This is a genomic window from Streptomyces sp. NPDC021020, assembly GCF_044333285.1.
GTDB lineage: Bacteria > Actinomycetota > Actinomycetes > Streptomycetales > Streptomycetaceae > Actinacidiphila.
In genome coordinates, this window is the sequence record NZ_JBIRQQ010000005.1 from 584,193 (window position 1) to 599,010 (window position 14,818).

Sequence of the window (14,818 nt, forward strand, 5' to 3'; positions counted from 1 at the left end):
GTGAATTTCGTAAACTCGGCCGACACATTTTCGAGGGTTGACGGTTCTGGGTGACGATGCCAGGGTGAGGCCCGCTCAGTCAATGAGCGTATTTCGGGGGATGCGCTGCGCCGCGCTGCGGCGTCGATCCCCTCAATTGACCGGCTATTGCCCGGTTTTGGCACAGGGGGATCAGCACGTGAGTACGATCCTTTCCGAATTGCTGCGCGCTCGCGCGGTAGCGGAAGCCGATCGTCCGGCTGTGAAAGTTGCGGGGGCAGGAAACCTTACTTTCGAAAGCTGGTGGCGCCGCTCGGACGCTGTCGCCGCAGGTCTGCTGCGCCGCGGTGTCACTCCCGGCGACCGTGTAGGGCTCGTCTTCGGCAACGCCGACTGGATCGACTACGCGGTCGCCTTCCTCGGCACCCTCAAGGCCCGCGCCGTCGCCGTACCGCTGTCCGACCAGCTCGGCGCCGCCGACATCGACGCCCGGCTCGCGCACTGCGGCGCCGCGCTCGTCCTGCGCGCCGCCGAACTGCCCGCGGTGGAGGCGGAGGTGGTCGCGGACCTCGTCCCGCCCGCGCCCGGCGACCTGGCCCAGATCCTCTACACCTCGGGAACGACCGGCCGCCCCAAGGGCGTTGCCGCCACCCACGCCAACCTCGGCCACGGCTGGGGCGGCCGCCGCAAGCCCTTCACGCACTCCGAGACGCTCGCGCACGCCTTCCCGATCGGCACCCAGGCCGGACAGTGGATGCTCGCCAACGCCGTCGGCGCGCACCCCACCGTGGTCACCCTCGGCCGCTTCACGCCCGGCCGCTTCGCCCGCATGATCGAGGAGCACCGCGCGGGCACCGTCTTCCTCGTCCCCACCATGGCGATCGAACTGCTCAGCAGCGGGGCGCACCTGAAGGCGGACCTGTCCAGCGTGCTGCTGCTCGGCTCGGCCGCGGCGCCGCTGCCCGCGCGGATCGCCGGTGAACTCGCCACGGCCTTCCCGCGCGCGACGATCGCCAACTACTACACCTCGACCGAGGCCGCGCCCGCGCAGACCGTGATGCTCTACAACTCCGGCCGCCCCTCCAGCGTCGGCCGCCCGGCCTCCGCCGGGGACGTCCGGGTGGCGACCGCCGAGGGCGAGCCGCTGCCCGCGGGCGAGACCGGCGAGGTGTGGATGCGCTCGCCCACCGCGAGCCGCAGCTACTACGGCGACGCGGCCGCCTCCGCAGGCGTCTTCCGCGACGGCTGGGTGCGCATGGGCGACCTCGGCTACCTCGACCCGGACGGCTACCTCTACCTGGTCGACCGGGAGAGCGACGTCGTCAAGTCCGGTGCGCACAAGGTCTCCACGCTGCACGTCGAGGAGGCCGTCTACGAGCACCCGGACGTCGTGGAGGCCGCGGCCTTCGGGGTGCCGCACCCCGCGCTCGGCACCGCGGTCGCGGTCGCCGTCGTCGGCACCGCCGACCACACCGAACTGCGTGCCTTCCTCAAGACCCGGCTGGCGTCCCACGAACAGCCGCACCACCTGATCACGCTCGACGCCCTGCCGCGCAACCACGGCGGCAAGGTGGACAAACGCGCCCTGCGAGAGGTCGTCCGATGAAGCGCCAACTCTCCTTCAGCCAGCACGGAATGTGGATCGCCGCGCGCATGGGCGCCGCGACCGCCTACCACATGCCCGTCGTCATCGCCCTGGACGGCGACGTGGACCACGGCGCGCTCGCCAAGGCCTGCCACGCCGTCGTCGAGCGCCACCCGCTGCTCGGCTGCGCGCTCAGCGACGAGGACGGCGACCCCGTGCTCGTCCCCGCCCCGCGGCTGCCCGCGCTGGAGGAGGCCGGCACCGTCGCCGAGGCCGTCACCCGGCCCTTCGACCTGCACACCGGCCCGCTGGTGCGCTTCGTGCTGGTCGGCGGCACCACGCTGGTGGTCGTCGCGCACCACCTCGTCTTCGACGGCGCCTCCAAGGACCTGCTGGTCGCGGACCTCGCCACGTACTACGAGGGCGGCATCCCCGCCGAGCTGGAGCACGCCGACCACGCGGCCGCCCAGCGCGAGCGGGTCGCCGAACTCCTGCCGCAGGCCGCCGACTTCTGGGCCGGGCGATGGCACGAGCCCGCCGCCACCGCCGTGCCCGGCGGCTCGCTGCGCTCGCGCGGCGCCGCCGACGCCGACGTCCTGGAGATGCCGCTGCCGCTGCCCCGCCTCGACGGCCTGACCTCCTTCGAGGTGCTGGTCGCCGCGGTGCACGTGCTGCTCGCCTCGTACGGCAACGCCGAGGTCGTCACCGCCCTCGACCTCGCCACCAGGACCGAGGCGGAGGCCCCGCACATCGGCGCGTACGTCAACGAACTCCCGCTGTTCTCCCGGCCGTCCGCGCAGCAGCCCTTCGCCGACTTCGCCGCCGGGCTGCGCGCGGAGCTGCGCGAGACCTACCGCTACCGCGAGGTGCCGCTCGCCCGCGCGGTGCCGGGCCTGCGCCCGCACGCCGCGCTCGCCCCGGTGTCGATCAGCTACCGGCGGCTGCCGGACACCCGCAGCCCGCTCGGCGACGTCCAGTGGCTCGCCTTCAACCACAGCGTGCGCGGCGCCCTCCAGCTCCAGATCGCGCACGGCCCGTCGGGCGCGGTCGCGAGCCTGCGCTACGACCCGCTCGAACTCCCCGCAGCCGGACGCCTCGTGGACGACCTGACCCGGCTGCTCACCGCGGTCGGCCGCGACCCGCGGCAACGGCTCGCCGACCTGGTCGACTTCACCGCGCCGGTCGCCGAGCCGGAGGAGCCCGCGGACGAGGCCCCCGCGGCCGTACCGGCCGACGAGGCGCCCGCCGCCGGGGACCCGCTGGTCGCGCAGGTCCGGGAGATCTGGGAGCAGGTGCTCGGCATGGAGTCGATCGGCCTGCACGACGACATCTTCGACCTCGGCGGCCACTCGCTCACGATCACCCAGATCATCGCCCGCATGCAGCAGCAACTCGGCGTGGAGATAGGCCTGGACGACTTCTTCGACAACTCCACCGTCGCGGGCGTGGTCGCGGTGATCCGCCGATGACCGTGTCGAGCACACTCTGGGAGCGCTCCCACACGGTGGGCGACGTCCCGTCCGACGACGACCTGACGCAACTGCTCACCATCCGCGCCTTCGAGCTGAAACTCCTCGACCTCTTCGACCGCGGCATGCTCAACGGGACCACCCACACCTGCCTCGGCCAGGAGTACGTCCCCGTCGCCCTCGACGCGCTGCTCGGCCCCGCCGACCACGTCTTCAGCAACCACCGCGGCCACGGCCACTACCTCGCCCGGCACCGCGACCCCGAAGGCCTGCTCGCGGAGATCATGGGCCGCCGCGGCGCGGTGTGCGGGGGTGTCGGCGGCAGCCAGCACATCAGGCGCGACCGCTACCTGTCGACCGGCGTCCAGGGCGAGAGCCTGCCGGTCGCCTGCGGCGTCGCGCTGCACCTCAAGCGCACCGAACCCGGCGCGCTGGCCTGCGTCTACATCGGCGACGGCACCTGGGGCGAGGGCGGCGTCTACGAGGCGCTCAACCTCGCCGCGCTGTGGGAACTCCCGCTGCTGGTCGTCGTCGAGAACAACGGCATCGCGCAGTCCACGCCGACCACCCGCACCATGGCGGGCACCATCGCCGGGCGCGCCGCGGCCTTCGGCGTCGACCACGTCCGGACCGGCTCCACCGACCTGGACGAGATCCGCACGCTGCTCGCGCCCGCCGTCGCGGGGGTACGCCAAGGGCGCCCGCTCGTCGTGGAGTTCGCCACCCACCGGCTCGGCCCGCACAGCAAGGGCGACGACACCCGCGGGGCCGACGAGATCGCCGCGGCGCGCGCCGCCGACTGGTATCCGCGGCTCGCCGCCGCCGACCCCGAGCGCTTCGCGCGCCTGGACGCGGCCGCCCGCGCCCGTGTCGACGCCGTCGCCGAGGACGTCGCCGGGAGGGAGCCGGTATGAGGGTCGCCGAGAACCTGAACGCCGCGCTGCACGGCCTCATGGAGCAGCGGCCCGAACTCCACGTGCTGGGCGAGGACATCGCCGACCCGTACGGCGGCGCCTTCAAGATCACCCGCGGGCTCTCCACCCGCTTCCCCGGGCGCGTGCTGTCCACGCCCATCAGCGAGAACGCCATCACCGGCGTCGCCGCGGGGCTCGCGCTCGCCGGGGACAGCGCGATCGTGGAGATGATGTTCGGCGACTTCACCGCCCTGGCCTTCGACCAGTTGGTCAACTTCGCCGCCAAGTCCGTCTCCATGTACGGCTCCACGGTGCCGATGCGGATGGTGCTGCGCTGCCCGGTGGGCGGCGGGCGCGGCTACGGCCCCACCCACAGCCAGAGCCTGCAGAAGCACTTCGTGGGCGTGCCGAACCTCGCGCTGTACGAGGCCTCGCCCTTCCGCGACAGCGCCGCCGTCCTCGCCGAGATGCTCGAACGCGGCGAGCCCGGTGTGCTGTTCGAGGACAAGGTCCTCTACACGCAGCGGATGTACGCGGTCGAGCCGCCCTTCGCCCTCGCCGAACGCGACGGCGGTACCGCGGAGGTCTCGCTGCCCGGCGAACGCCCCGACTGCGTCGTCATCGCGGCGGGCGGCGTCGCCCACCGCGTGCTGGCGGCCATGCGCACCCTGCTCATGGAGGAGGACATCGCCTGCACGCTGCTCGTCCCCTCCCGGCTCTACCCCTTCGACGCGGACGACCTCCGACTCCCCGACGTCCGGCGGATCTTCGTCGTCGAGGAGGGCACCGCGGGCGGCACGTGGGGCGCCGAGGTCGCGCACGTCCTGCACCGCCGCCTGTGGTCCCGCCTCGACGGCCCGGTCACCCTCGTCCACTCCGCCGACTCCGCCATCCCCACCGCCGCACACCTCGAACGCGCCGTCCTCGTCGGCGCGGAGGGCGTGCACCGCACGATCCTGGAGACGCTGCGTGGCTGAGCTGCTCGTACCCAAGCTCAACAACAACGACACGGAGTACGTCCTGACGGACTGGCTCGTGGACGACGGCACGCACGTCGCCGCGGGCGACCCGGTCGCGGTCGTGGAGACCTCCAAGGCCGCGGAGGAGCTGGAGGCGACCGCCTCGGGCGCGCTCCGGCACGCGCTGACGGCGGGTGCGGTGTGCCGCCCGGGCGACCGCATCGCCGCAATCGACGACGGTACGCAGGCCGCGCCGGCCACGGCCGCCACTGCCGAGGAGGCCGCCGGGCAGCTCGTCACGCGGCCCGCGCGGCAGCTCATGGACGAGCTGGGCGTCACAGCGGCGGAGGTGGCCGCGCTCGGGCGGGCCGTTGTGCGACGGGAGCACGTGGCGGCGCTGCGGCCCGGCGGGTCGGCCGTGAGCGCACCGGCAGTGCCGACTCCCGCGGCAGGCGGGCTCGTCCTCGCCGGGGGTGGCTCGGCGGCGGCGCCCGGCGTGCCGGCGGCCTCCGCGGCAGGCGGCCTTGCCCCCGCCGGAGGCGGCGTGGCGACCGTAGGCGCCGGGCCGGGTGGTACTCCCGCCCCCGCCGCCGGCGGGCCGGGGACGGACGACCCCGGCGTCACGCGCCACGAACTGCCGCGCGTGCAGCGCGGGGTGGCGCGGGCCGTGGAGATCTCGCACCGGACGATTCCCGCCGCCTACACCGTCGTGGCGATGGACCTCGGGCCCGCGCTCGCGTATGCCAAGCGGGTCACCAGGGAGGTGCGGCGGCCGGTCGGGGCGGGGGAGCTGTTCGTACGGGAAGTCGCCCTGCTGCACGCGGACTTCCCGCGGTTCTTCGCCTCCGTCGAGGGCAGCACCGCACTGCTCGCGGACGCCCCGCACATCGGGGTGACCGTCGACCTCGGGGAGGGGCTGTTCGTGCCGTGCGTACGGGACGCCGCCGGTCTGTCGATCGGGGAGATCGCGACGCGGCTCATGAAATTCCGGGTCGCCGCGACCACCGGGGCGTTCCGCGAACACGACCTCACGGGTGCGAACTTCACCGTCACCCTGCACACCGACGCCGACGTGGTGCTCGCCGTGCCGTTCGTGCTGCCCGGCACGGTGTGCGCGCTCGCGGTCACCGCGCCCGCCGACGGCTCGCCCGCCAACATCGGACTCGCCTACGACCACCGGCTGATCAACGGGCGTGAGGCGACGCTCTTCCTGCACGCGCTCAAGAACTCCATGGAAAGGCTCGCCTGATGACGTCGGCCGTCGAACTCTCCGCGGCGAAGCGGGAATTGCTCAGGCGCAGGCTCAGCGGCACACGGGAGGCGCAGGGTATCCCGGTGCGGCCCGCGGACGCGCCGCCGCTGCTCGCGCCCGCGCAGGAGCCGCTGTGGTTCATGGAGCAGTACATGCCCGGTACGGGCACGTACACCATCGCGCTCGCGGTGCGGCTGACCGGGCCGCTGGACACCGCGCGGCTGGAGGCGGCACTCGCCGAACTCCCGCGCCGGCACGACAGCCTGCGGCACCGCTTCCCCGCCGACGACGAGGGCCACCCGGCCGTGCACGTCCTCGACGAGGCGCCCGTGCCGCTCGCCCGCGCGGAGGCGGCGAGCGACGAGCAGACCCGCGCGCTCATCGGCGAGGAGTGCGCGATCCCGCTGGACCCGGCGGACGGCCCGCTGCTGCGGGCGCTCTTGGTGCAGCGGCTGGACGGCGCGGAAGGCGCCGCGCCCGAGCACGTCCTCGCGCTGCTCGTCCACCACCTGGTCGCCGACGGCCAGTCCGCGCAGCTCCTCGTACGCGACCTCGTCGCCCTCTACCGGGGCGAGGCCGCGCCCGCGCCCGCGGTGCGCTTCGGGGACATCGCCGCCTGGCAGCGCGACCGCACCCTGGAGCGCGAGAGCGCCTACTGGCTGCGGCAGTTGGACGCCCTGCCCCGGCTGGAGCTGACCACCGACCTGCCCCGCCCGGCCCGGCAGCGCTTCGAGGGCGCCTCCACCGTGCGCCTGCTGGACGCCGAACTGACCGCTCGTGTCGACGCCTTGAGCCGCGAGCACGGCGCGACCCGCTTCATGGTCATGCTCGCCGCCTTCGAGGCGCTGCTCTCCCGCTCCACCGGGCAGCGGGAGTTCGGCGTCGGCACACCCGTCGCCGGGCGGACCAGGCCGGAATTCGAGAGTGTCGTCGGCATGTTCGTCAACAGCCTCGTGCTGCGGGCCGACATGTCCGACGACCCGGCCTTCACCGAGCTGCTGACCCGCACCCGGGACGTCGTGATCGACGCCCTCGACCACCAGGAACTCTCCTTCGCCCGGCTGGTCGAGGAGCTGAACGTCCCGCGCGACCCGAGCCGCCAGCCGCTCATCGACGCGCTGTTCTCGATGCACGACTTCCCCGCGGCGACCGGCGACGACGGCGGCGCCGAGGTCCGCGTCGCCGACTTCCCGCTCACCCCCGGCTCCTCGCGCCACGACCTGGAGCTGTACGTCGTGCCCTCCGGCGACGGCGGCCTGGCCTGCACCTTCACGTACAAGACGTCGCTGTTCACGGCCGCGACCGTGGAGCGGCTGGCCGGGCACCTGGAGACGCTGCTGCGCGCCGCGCTGGACGCGCCGGGCACGGCCGTCAGCCGCCTGCCGATGCTGGACGGCGCCGAACGCGCCCTGCTGGACGGCTGGAACGACACCGCGGCCGACTTCCCCGCGGACGCGACCTTGCACGGCCTCGTCGCCGACCAGGTCCGCCGCACCCCCGACGCACCCGCCGTCACCTTCGACGGCGCCACCCTCAGCTACGCCGAACTCGACGCCCGCGCCGACCGGATTGCGCACCGGCTCGCCGCCGAGGGCGTCGGCCCCGGCTCGCTCGTCGCCGTCTGCGCCGAGCGCTCCCTCGACCTGCCCGCGGCCCTGCTCGGCGTGCTGCGGACGGGGGCCGCGTACGTACCGCTGGACCCCGAATACCCGGCCGAGCGGCTGGAGTTCATGCTCCAGGACGCCGAGGCCCCGGTCGTCCTGACGCAGGCACGGCTGCTCGACGGCACCGCGCAGGGCGCCCTCGGCGAGAGCGCGGGCACCGCCGAGGCCCTCGCCGCGAGCAGCGCGACCGTCCTCGTCCTGGACGACCCGGCGGTGTGGGAGGGCCAGCCCCGTACCGCCTTCCCGGCGACGGGCGAGCCCGGCGCGGCCGCGTACATGATCTACACCTCGGGCTCCACCGGGCGCCCCAAGGGCGTGCCCAACAGCCACCGCGGCATCGTCAACCGGCTGGACTGGATGCAGAAGCGGTACCAGCTCACCGCCGCCGACAGCGTGCTCCAGAAGACCCCGGCCGGATTCGACGTCTCCGTGTGGGAGTTCTTCTGGCCGCTGACCGCGGGCGCCCGGCTGGTACTCGCCGAGCCCGGCGGCCACCGCGACCCCGGCTACCTGCGCACACTCATCGCCGAACAGGGCGTCACCACCGCGCATTTCGTCCCGTCGATGCTCGGCCTCTTCCTCTCCGACGACTCGGTCGCCGACTGCGCGGGCCTGCGCCGCGTCATCTGCTCCGGCGAGGAGCTGCCCGTCGACCTCGCCGCCCGGTGCCTGCGCACCCTCCCCGACGCCGAACTCCACAACCTCTACGGGCCGACCGAGGCCGCCATCGACGTCTCGTCCTGGCAGTGCACACCGGAGAAGCTGGAGGGCCGCGCCCGCGTCCCGATCGGCAGCCCCATCCAGAACGTCACGCTGGACATCCTCGACGAGCACGGCGAGCCCGTACCCGTCGGCGTCCCGGGCGAGTTGACGATCGGCGGGGTCGCGGTCGCGCTCGGCTACCACAAGCGGCCCGAGCTGACCGCCGAGCGCTTCGCGGGCGGCCGCTACCGCACCGGCGACGCGGCCCGGCGGCTCCCCGACGGCGCGATCGAATTCCTCGGCCGCCTCGACAACCAGGTCAAGCTGCGCGGCCTGCGCATCGAACTCGGCGAGATCGAGGCCGCGTTGCGCGACAAGACCGGCGCGCGCGAGGCGGCCGTGGTCGTCAGCCCCGACCAGCGGCTCGTCGCCTACCTCGTCGGCGGCCCCGACGACCCGGCCGACGCGCGCGACGCCGTACGCGGCTACCTGCCCGACTACATGGTGCCCTCGCACGTCATCGCCCTGGACGCGCTCCCGCTCACCCCGAACGGCAAGCTCGACCGCAAGGCGCTGCCCGAGCCGGAGGTCACCACCGCCGAATACCGCGAGCCCACCACCGAGGTCGAGCGCGTCATCGCCGCGGTCTGGGCGGAGGTCCTGGAAGCCGAACAGATCGGCGTGGACGACGACTTCTTCGACCTCGGCGGCCACTCGCTGCTCGCCATCCAGGTCGTCGCCAAGCTGCGCACCGCGCTGCCCGCGGGCGGCCGCCCGGTCGGCCTGGTCGACATGTTCTCCAACCGCACCGTCGCCGAACTCGCCGACTTCGCCTCGGAATCCGCCCCCGAGGGCCCGCGCCCGCTGCTCCAGCGCCTCACCCCGCGCCGCAAGTCCACCCGTGTGACGTACGTGTGCGTCCCCTACGGCTCCGGCAGCGCGATCGTCTACCAGCCGCTCGCCGACGAACTCGCCAAGGACGAGGCCCTGTACGCCCTGTCCATCCCCGGCAACGACATCGGGCTCGACGAGGAGCCGATGGAATTCGACGAGCTGGCCGCCCGGACGACCGAGGAAATCCTCGCCATCGACGGCCCGTTGGTGGTCTACGGGCACTGCGGGGTCGGCGCCGCGCTCGCCGTCGAGCTGTCGCGGCGCGTCGAGGCCGCCGGGCGGGAGCTGGAGGCCTGCTACATCGGGGCGATCTTCCCGTTCGCCAAACCGGCGGGCATGTGGCGCAAGCTCGTCCGCCCCGACTTCTTCGAGCGGCTGCGCAGCAGCCAGAGCGACCTGGACTCGCTCAAATCCCGCGGTGTGGACCTCGACGAGCTGGACCCCGCCGTCGCCGACCGCATCATCCGCACGATGCGGCACGACTCCAAATCCGCCGAGGAATACTTCACCAAGCTCTTCGACCAGCCCGACCGCCGCAAACTCCGCGCCCCCATCGTCTCGTTGATCGGCGAGCGCGACCCCGCCACGCAGATGTACGAGGAGCGCTACAAGGAGTGGCGCGCCTTCACCGACACCGCGGCGCTCGTCGTCCTCGACGAGGGCGGCCACTTCTTCCTGCGCTACCGCGCCGCCGAGGTCGCCCTCGCGCTGCGCACCCACACCCAACTCCCGGACCCGCCACGGCGGGTGGACGGCGACACCTGGTGGGTCGAGGACGTCGCGACCCCGGAGTCCGAGAAGGCCCTGAAGGCCGACGCCGACCGGGTCCGGCCCAGCATGGGCCGCTTCCTCACCATCGCCAGCGGCCAGCAGATCTCCCTCATCGGCTCCGCGCTCACCGGCTGGGCACTGCCGCTCACCGTGCTCGTGGACAACAAGTCCCTCGCGCAGTTCTCCCTCATCGCCGTCCTCAACCTCGCCGGGCTGCTCATCTCGCCGCTCGCGGGCGCGATCGTCGACCGCGGCGACCGGCGGCGCGTCATGCTGTGGGCCGACGCCGCCTCCGGCATCATCGAGGCCATCCTGTGGGCCCTCATCCTCACCGACGGCATCCACGTCTGGCAGATCTACCTGCTGGTCACGGCCCTGTCGATCAGCACCACCTTCCAGCGCCTCGCCTACGGCTCCGCCGTCCCGCAGCTCGTCCCCAAGCAGTACCTGGGCCACGCGATCGGCGTCACCCAGATGACCAACGGCGTCGCCCAACTCGTCGTCCCGCTCATCGCGGCGGGCCTGCTCAGCGTCATCGGGCTCGACGGGATCGTCCTCATCGACGTCGTCAGCTACGCGTTCGCCGTCGCCGTCGTCATCTTCGTCCGCTTCCCCAACACCCTTCCGTGGCGCCCGCGCGAGCCGCTCACCACCGAGATCGCCAAGGGCTTCAGCTACACCTGGAACGACCGGGGCCTGCGCTCCGTCCTCACCTTCTTCGCGGTGCTCAACCTCTTCATGTCGCCGCTGCTGCTGCTCGTCTCGCCGCTCGTGCTGTCCTTCGGCTCGCTCGCCGACGTCGGCCGCGTCTCGGTGGTCAGCGGGCTCGGCGTGATGCTCGGCGGCACGACGATGGCCCTGTGGGGCGGGCCGCGCGTCAAGCGCTTCCGCGGGGTGCTGATCACGACCGTGTGCATGGCCGCGGGCGGCTTCCTCGTCAGCCTGCGGCCGTCGCTGTGGCTCATCGGGGCGGGCGCGTTCGCCCTGACGTTCTTCCTGACGATCATGAACTCCGTCTACACGACGATCGTCCAGCTCAAGGTGCCGTACCGCTACCACGGGCGGGTGTTCGCCCTCAACACGCTGGTCGCGTGGTCCACGCTGCCCATCGGCATGGGCCTCATCGCCCCCTTCGGCTCCGACCTCTTCAACCGGCTGCTCAGCGAACACGGGGCGCTCGCGTCCACCGCGGGCCATGTGGTCGGTACGGGACCGGGCCGCGGGGTCGCCTTCATGTTCCTGCTGTGCTCGGCGGGCATGGCGCTGGTGGTGCTGGGCGCGCTGCGGATACGGAGGCTCGCGCGGTTCGACGTCGACATGCCGGACGCGGTCGCGGACGATCTGCTGGGGGTGGAGGCGCTGGCGGAGAAGTCGCGGGCGGCGACTTCTCCGGAGGAGCGGGAGCCCGCGGCGGTCGGGTGACGCCGTCCCGGTTGTCGGAGCCCCGTGGCAGGATGAGGGTCACGGGGTTCACGGTCGTTAACCGGGAGGCGGTCCGATGGGTTCGCAGCAGGACGGGGTGCGGTACGGCGAGTGGGTGCGGGTCGAGCGGCCCGCGCCCCGGGTCGCCGAACTGGTACTGGACCGGCCCCGGGCGATGAACGCGGTTTCCTCCGCCATGGCCGAGTCCATCGCGGGGGCGTGCGCCGCGCTGGCCGCTGACGCGTCCGTGAGCGTGGTCGTCCTGACGTCCTCCAACGAGAAGGCCTTCTGCGTCGGAGCCGACCTGAAGGAACGGAACGCCCTGTCGGACGCGGAGCTGGTCGCGCAGCGCCCGGTCGCGCGGGCCGCCTACACCGGTGTGCTGGAGCTGCCGATGCCGACAGTCGCGGCGGTGCACGGGTACGCGCTCGGCGGGGGCTACGAGCTGGCGCTCTCGTGCGACGTGATCGTGGTGGATGGTACGGCGGTGGTCGGCCTGCCCGAGGTCTCGGTGGGCGTCATCCCCGGCGGCGGCGGCACCCAGCTCCTCCCGCGCCGGGTGGGCGCCGCGCGCGCCGCGGAGCTCGTCTTCACGGCCCGCCGGGTGGGGGCGGTCGAGGCGGTGGGCCTCGGGATGGTCGACGTGCTGGCGGAGGAGGGCACGTCCGCGCGGGACGCTGCGCTTGCCCTGGCGGGGCGGATGGCCGCGAATTCGCCCGTGGGGCTGCGGGCGGCGAAACGCGCGCTGCGGCTCGGGCACGGGCTGGACCTCCGTACCGGCCTCGACATCGAGGACGCGGGCTGGCGCACGGTCGCGTTCTCCGGCGACCGGGCGGAGGGGGTGGCGGCGTTCAACGAGAAGCGCGAGCCGAAGTGGCCGGGGGTGTGACGCTCCGGGGTGCCTCTTGCGGTGGTCCGCGCGACCTTCTGCCGGTGGTGGGCTGAGCGCGCAGTTCCTCGCGCCCCTGTTGTTACCCGGCGGGGCATCGCGCGCTGTGTGCGGTGGGTGGGGTCGGGTGCCGGCACGGGGCACCTCCTCGGAATGCGCGTGTGACCTCATGCCGTAGGTGGCGGGTCCTGCGTGCGCATTCCTGCGGGGGCACCCCGCACCGTCCCCCTCCCAGGAGCGTTGGCGGCTGCCTGCCGGTGGGGGTGGATGTCTTGGGGACTGCGGCTCGCCCCCGACGGCGGTGCACCCCCACAGGGAGACCGCAACTTTTGCTCCTACCCGCACGGGTGGTGGGGGTGGGAACACCCCGCGCCGCAGGCGCGGGCACTCCCCACGGCGGGAAAGCCGCAAGCCGACTGAACGGCCGTTCGGAGTATTCAACCCCCGCGGGGGCGAAAAGCTTTCTAGCCTGGGGAGATGGAGGACGGGACGGCCGATCGACGGCTCGCGGCGGTCGTCGAACTGGCACAGGCGCTGGCGACGGCGCAAACCCCGCAGGAGGCGGCCCGCGCGGGCGCGCGCGGGGCGCGGCATGCGATGGGCGGGTCCTTCGCGGCGGTTTCCGCGTGGGAGCGGGAGACGGGGCGCCTGCGGGTGCTGGTCAACGACGGGGATCTCGCCCCGGGCGAGGAGCCGGAGCCCGCGGACGAGTCGTATTCGGTGCACGATTTCCCGGAGGTCGCCGAATTCCTGCACGGCAGCTGGGCCCGCGGCGGCGCCCCGCACGCGTGGGTGGAGACTGCGGAGGGTACGGGCGCGTCGCCCGGCGGCAGTTCGTGGGGGAGGGCGGCGGCGCTGCGGCGGCGGGGCCGGGGGAGCTGTGTGGTGGCGCCGCTGGTGCTGCACGGGCGGGCGTGGGGCGAGGTCTACGTGGCCCGGCGGGCGGGTGAGCCGGTTTTCGCACGGCCGGACGCGGATTTCGCGACGGTGCTGGCCGCGGTGCTGGCGTCGGGTATCGCCCAGACGGAGCGGCTCGCGGAGGTGCAGCGGCTCGCGTTCACCGATCCCCTGACGGGGCTCGGCAACCGGCGGGCCGTGGACGTACGCCTGGACGAGGCGCTGGAGCGGCACCGGGCGGACGGCACGCCCGTGAGCCTGGTGGTGTGCGACCTCAACGGTCTGAAGTCGGTCAACGACCGGCTGGGCCACGCGGTGGGCGATCGGCTGCTGGAACGGTTCGGCTCGCTGCTGAGCCTGTGCGGCGCGATGCTCCCGGGGAGCCTGGCGGCCCGGCTGGGCGGTGACGAGTTCTGCATCGTGGCGGTGGGCAGCTCCGCGGACGAGGTGGTGCACGCGGCGACCGAGCTGTGCCTGCGGGCGGCGAAGCTGGACGTGGGGGAGGGGGTGGCCTGCGGTGTGGCGTCCACGGGTGACCCGATCGGTCCCGTGCGTTCCGCCCGGCGCCTCTTCCGCCTGGCGGACGCGGCCCAATACCGGGCGAAGGCCCTCCGGGCGGCGTACCCCGTCGTCGCCGGGCGCGAGGGCCCGGAGGACCCGGTCCTGCACCTCGCGGACGCGCCCCCGCCGACGGATCCGACGGAGCGCCGCCACATCCGCGGCCACCACCCGTGAGCGGTCAGCTGCTGATCGCCGGGGCCCGGCGTACGTAGGTGTCGTCGGAGACCTGGGAGAGGAGGAAGGCCGCCATGTCGGCGCGGGTGAGGGACAGGCCCACGACCCCGTGGCCGTAGTTTCCGACCTTGACGTCTCCGCGGGCGGGCTTGTCGTTGAGCTTCGCGACCCGGACGAGCGTCCAGTCGAGAGCACTCGCGCGTACGGCCTCGGCCGCGGCGCGCACCTCGGCGTAGGGGTGGGGCGCGGCGGTCTTCACGAAGCGGACCAGGGCTTTGAACTTGGCGTCCGGCAGGTCGTCCGGGTCGGGGACGCTGCAGGTGGACACGACCACCAGCCGTTTCACCCCCGCGGAGCCCATGGCCGCGATGATGCGGCGGGTCGCGGCGCTCTCCGAGCCGACGCCCTCGATCACGGCGTCCGCGCCGCGTACCGCGTCGGAAATGGCGGCGTCGTCGTCGAGCTGTCCGGCGACGACGGACAGGCGCGGGTGGGTGATGCGGAGTTTGGCCGGGTTGCGGGCGTAGGCGGTGACGTCGTGCCCGGCGTCGAGGGCCAGCTGTGTCAGCAACTGCCCCATCCGGCCCGTGGCGCCGAATAACGTGATCCTCACGGTGGCGGAACCTTTCTGTCGACCACTAAAGATTCTTTACCGCTAAAGCTAGCATAGCGTTCGAGCGTGGAAG

The 14,818-nt window shown here is 73.3% G+C and carries 9 protein-coding genes; 8 read left to right on the top strand and 1 reads right to left on the bottom strand.

Translation table 11 applies throughout. The features are described 5' to 3' along the window. Positions 1-100: 100 nt before the first annotated feature. The 8 genes from ACH4SL_RS17880 to ACH4SL_RS17915 all read left to right on the top strand — a co-directional run bounded on the left by ACH4SL_RS17880 (position 101) and on the right by ACH4SL_RS17915 (position 14,132). Entirely contained in the window at positions 101-1,585 is a 1,485-nt protein-coding gene (locus ACH4SL_RS17880) for a class I adenylate-forming enzyme family protein (RefSeq protein WP_398446673.1), read from the top strand. Further along, the gene (locus ACH4SL_RS17885; protein ID WP_398446380.1) at positions 1,582-3,033 is read left to right on the top strand and encodes a condensation domain-containing protein; all 1,452 of its coding nucleotides are present in this window, start codon (positions 1,582-1,584) and stop codon (positions 3,031-3,033) included. The genes ACH4SL_RS17880 and ACH4SL_RS17885 overlap by 4 nt, the downstream gene beginning before the upstream one ends. Then, positions 3,030-3,947: a thiamine pyrophosphate-dependent dehydrogenase E1 component subunit alpha gene (locus ACH4SL_RS17890; RefSeq protein ID WP_398446382.1), complete on the top strand. Its 918-nt coding sequence runs from the start codon at positions 3,030-3,032 to the stop codon at positions 3,945-3,947. Before ACH4SL_RS17885 ends, ACH4SL_RS17890 begins: the two co-directional genes overlap by 4 nt. Continuing rightward, positions 3,944-4,924, top strand: a complete 981-nt coding sequence (locus ACH4SL_RS17895; protein ID WP_398446384.1) for an alpha-ketoacid dehydrogenase subunit beta — start codon at positions 3,944-3,946, stop codon at positions 4,922-4,924. The genes ACH4SL_RS17890 and ACH4SL_RS17895 overlap by 4 nt, the downstream gene beginning before the upstream one ends. Next, positions 4,917-6,155, top strand: coding sequence for a 2-oxo acid dehydrogenase subunit E2 (locus ACH4SL_RS17900; protein ID WP_398446386.1), 1,239 nt, complete (start codon positions 4,917-4,919; stop codon positions 6,153-6,155). Before ACH4SL_RS17895 ends, ACH4SL_RS17900 begins: the two co-directional genes overlap by 8 nt. Further along, entirely contained in the window at positions 6,155-11,611 is a 5,457-nt protein-coding gene (locus tag ACH4SL_RS17905) for an amino acid adenylation domain-containing protein (protein ID WP_398446389.1), read from the top strand. Before ACH4SL_RS17900 ends, ACH4SL_RS17905 begins: the two co-directional genes overlap by 1 nt. Before the next feature lie 76 nt (positions 11,612-11,687). Further along, positions 11,688-12,500, top strand: a complete 813-nt coding sequence (locus ACH4SL_RS17910; RefSeq protein WP_398446391.1) for an enoyl-CoA hydratase/isomerase family protein — start codon at positions 11,688-11,690, stop codon at positions 12,498-12,500. Between the two features lie 477 nt (positions 12,501-12,977). Beyond that, entirely contained in the window at positions 12,978-14,132 is a 1,155-nt protein-coding gene (locus ACH4SL_RS17915) for a diguanylate cyclase domain-containing protein (protein ID WP_398446393.1), read from the top strand. A gap of 4 nt (positions 14,133-14,136) precedes the next feature. Here the strand turns inward: ACH4SL_RS17915 and ACH4SL_RS17920 are convergent, their stop codons facing one another. Beyond that, the gene (locus ACH4SL_RS17920; RefSeq protein ID WP_398446396.1) at positions 14,137-14,745 is read right to left on the bottom strand and encodes an NAD(P)-dependent oxidoreductase; all 609 of its coding nucleotides are present in this window, start codon (positions 14,743-14,745) and stop codon (positions 14,137-14,139) included. Positions 14,746-14,818: the final 73 nt, after the last annotated feature.